Annotated in this window: 3 protein-coding genes; all 3 read left to right on the top strand. The window is 48.3% G+C overall.

Translation table 11 applies throughout. The features are described 5' to 3' along the window. Positions 1–403: family 1 glycosylhydrolase (locus GRP75_RS22505; RefSeq protein WP_160790412.1), on the top strand; the 403-nt coding region annotated here is incomplete at its 5' end. A gap of 45 nt (positions 404–448) precedes the next feature. After that, the gene (locus GRP75_RS22510; protein ID WP_160790413.1) at positions 449–1,753 is read left to right on the top strand and encodes a PTS sugar transporter subunit IIC; all 1,305 of its coding nucleotides are present in this window, start codon (positions 449–451) and stop codon (positions 1,751–1,753) included. Between the two features lie 71 nt (positions 1,754–1,824). Then, entirely contained in the window at positions 1,825–3,111 is a 1,287-nt protein-coding gene (locus tag GRP75_RS22515) for a glycoside hydrolase family 140 protein (RefSeq protein ID WP_160790414.1), read from the top strand. Positions 3,112–3,212: the final 101 nt, after the last annotated feature.

The raw sequence follows: 3,212 nt of genomic DNA on the forward strand, positions 1-3,212 counted from the left end.
GGAACGAACAGAGTTCGGCTGGGGAATTGATCCGGCAGGCTTGCGTGTTACTCTTAGGAAGATCTATGACCGCTATCAGCTACCGCTGATCATTACCGAGAATGGACTGGGGGCTTTTGATTCCTTGGAAGAGGGCGATGTCGTAAGAGATGATTACCGCATCGATTACTTGCGCAAGCATATCAAGCAATGCCAGCTGGCTATTACGGACGGGGTGGAGCTGTTTGGTTATTGTCCTTGGTCCGCAATTGATCTGGTCAGCACCCACCAGGGAGTAAGTAAACGTTACGGATTCGTCTATGTTGACCGGGATGAGTTCAACCTGAGACAATTGCGGCGGATTCGCAAGAACAGCTTCCATTGGTACAAAAATATGATTTCCTCAAATGGAAGCGCTCTCTAGATTATTGTTCAACAGATGAAACTCTAAAACAGGAGTTGAAGGAATATGGCTAACGAAAAAAAACTATCGCATAAATTGCAAAGATACGCTGGGAAAATTCAGCAAAATCGCTATATGAGCGCTATATCAAATGGACTGATGTCCACCCTTCCTTTTTTGATTATTGGAGCATTTTCGACGCTTTTCTCCGCACTTGCCTGGGAGCCTTACCAGAACCTCATCGCACCCATCAAGGGTATTATCGGATTAGGATCGACGATGACAACTGGCATCGTCGCCCTCTATGCAGTCTTCTTCATTGCCTACAGACTGGCGCAAGCTTTTGACAAGGACCCACTGGTTCCCGCAGCAACGGCACTGCTCTCGTTTCTTATTTTGACGCCGATCCAAACATTCGATAAAGTCCGGGCGCTTCCACTTCAGTGGCTCGGTGCGCAGGGTTTGTTTGTCGCCATGTTGGTTGGCTTGCTCGCTTCCCGATTGTATATCTGGATTGTCGATCGCAACTGGACCATTAAAATGCCCGAAGGAGTACCGCCTACCGTTGTCAAAACATTCTCAGGATTAATTCCGGCGATACTCGTAGCTATGGTATTCGTTATCGTTTCCGGTCTATTCATGCATACGTCATTCGGTACGGTCCATGAGTTTATTTATACCTATCTGCAAGTGCCACTGGAAGGACTGGGTGGATCACTGGGGGCTATGATTGTCGCCCTCATCATTATGCAGGTGCTCTGGATGTTCGGAATCCACGGTGCAATCGTAACGCTTGCCATCGTCAAACCGATCTGGATGAGTCTGGATCTTGCCAATCTCGACGCTTTCCAGGCGGGAGCTCCGCTTCCGAACATTATCGGGCTGGCTTTCTGGTACATTTTCTCAAACTATGCGCCGATGCTGGGCTTCGCTCTCCTGCTGGTCTTCTTGGCCAAGAGTAAGCAATTACGCACAATTGGCAAGCTCGGTCTTCCGGGGACTTTTTTCTCGATTCACGAGCCACTCATTTTCGGAATTCCAGTTGTTTTGAATCCGCTCCTGGCTATTCCGTTTATCGTTGCTCCTATCGTCTGCGCGGTCCTCGGTTATTTTGCGACAACTGCGGGCTTGCTGCCTGCACCCATCGGAATTTACCCGGCATTTGGCACTCCGATTTTTGCTCTTGGCTTTATTGAGGGGAGCTGGAGACTTGCAGCTGCACAGCTTTTGCTCATTCCCGTTTGTATGTTGATTTACTATCCGTTCTTTAGAACGCTTGATAAACAAGCGTTGAACAGGGAACGCGAAGCACAGGAGAAGTTAGAGCAGGAGGGAACGGCTGGAGCCCAAACTAGTATCGTTACTTCATAAATGAGCAATAAAAGGGAAAGCGGCGAACTGTTCGCCGTTTTCTGTCATTACAGCAATAAGGGGGATGCCGTATGATAAAGCTTGGCATAGCGGAGAACAAACGTTACTTTGTCAATGAAGGAGTTCCATTTTTTTATCTGGCCGATACCGTCTGGAGCGCATTTACCAACATCTCACTGGAGGAATGGGCTGATTATCTTGACTACAGAAGTAGCCAGGGGTTTAATGTTCTGCAAATCAATTTGCTGCGCCAGTGGGATGCCAGCGGCAGTGATTTGGATTACGAACCGTTCGTACGGATTGAGGACGGAAGCTACGATTTTTATTCGCTGAATCCAGACTATTTTGACAGGGCGGAGACAATGGTCGAGATGGCGGTGAGCAAGGGATTTGTACCCGCGCTTGTTTTGCTTTGGTGCAATTACATCCCAGATACATGGGCGGCCAAGCTTCGTGATGAGAAAAAGATGCCTCTGGAGGCGGTAGAACCGTATGTGCGCTACGCGGCAGACCGATTCTCAAAGTATCACCCTATCTATATTGTGAGCGGGGATACCGACTTCCCGTCAGAGCGAGCGAACGAGTATTACCGCACCACACTTCACGTTGTGAAGACACATAGTCCGGAGTGTTTGACTACTCTCCACATTCAGGGGAGACTGGCGGATCTGCCGGATGAGTTCATTAACGATCCTAATTTGGACTTTTACATGTACCAATCAGGTCACAATTCGCAGTTTCAGTCCAAGGCCTACACCTTGGCGTTGGACTTCTATAACAAGCGGGTAACACGACCTGTGCTAAACTCGGAACCTTGCTACGAGATGATGGGATACAGCCGGAGAGAATACGGTCGTTTCGGCCGTGCCGACGTGCGTAAAGCTGCATGGCAAAGTCTTTTGTCTGGTGCGGGAGCCGGCGTAACCTACGGAGCACATGGAATATGGAGCTGGCACAAAAAAGGGAAACGATTTGGAGTTACTGGGGAAGGTTTTGATAGCCCCTATGAATGGCAGGTTGCCCTTAAATTTGAGGGAGCGTGGGATTATGGATTCGCGAAGTGGCTGTTCCAGATATACGGACTGGTAGATTTGCAGCCTTGGAACATAGTACTTAAAAACACGGAAGAGATTCGAGTTGCCTCAACCAGAGGCTTCGAAAAAATTGCTATTTATGTGCCGGTGAACACGGTCCTGAAGCTAGACGCCGATCTCAGAGAATATGACTTTACGATTATCGACCTGGAATACCGCCGATTTGCAGCAGCTTCGGTAGCGTTTCGGGGCAATGTAACGGTTATTGATATGCATAATTTTGAGGGGGATGTCATCGTGATTGGCGTTAAAGATAAGAATTGAGCGTTCGGGTAATCTTCATCCAAATCTCTGTTAGATTTCGCTTGCAACCTTTCCATCCTGAACTACGTCAAAGAGGTTGTTAATGGCCAGGCGGCCTAATT

Origin of the sequence: Paenibacillus sp. OT2-17 (assembly GCF_009827695.1) — a bacterium.
GTDB classification, from domain to species: Bacteria; Bacillota; Bacilli; order Paenibacillales; family Paenibacillaceae; genus Paenibacillus; species Paenibacillus polymyxa_B.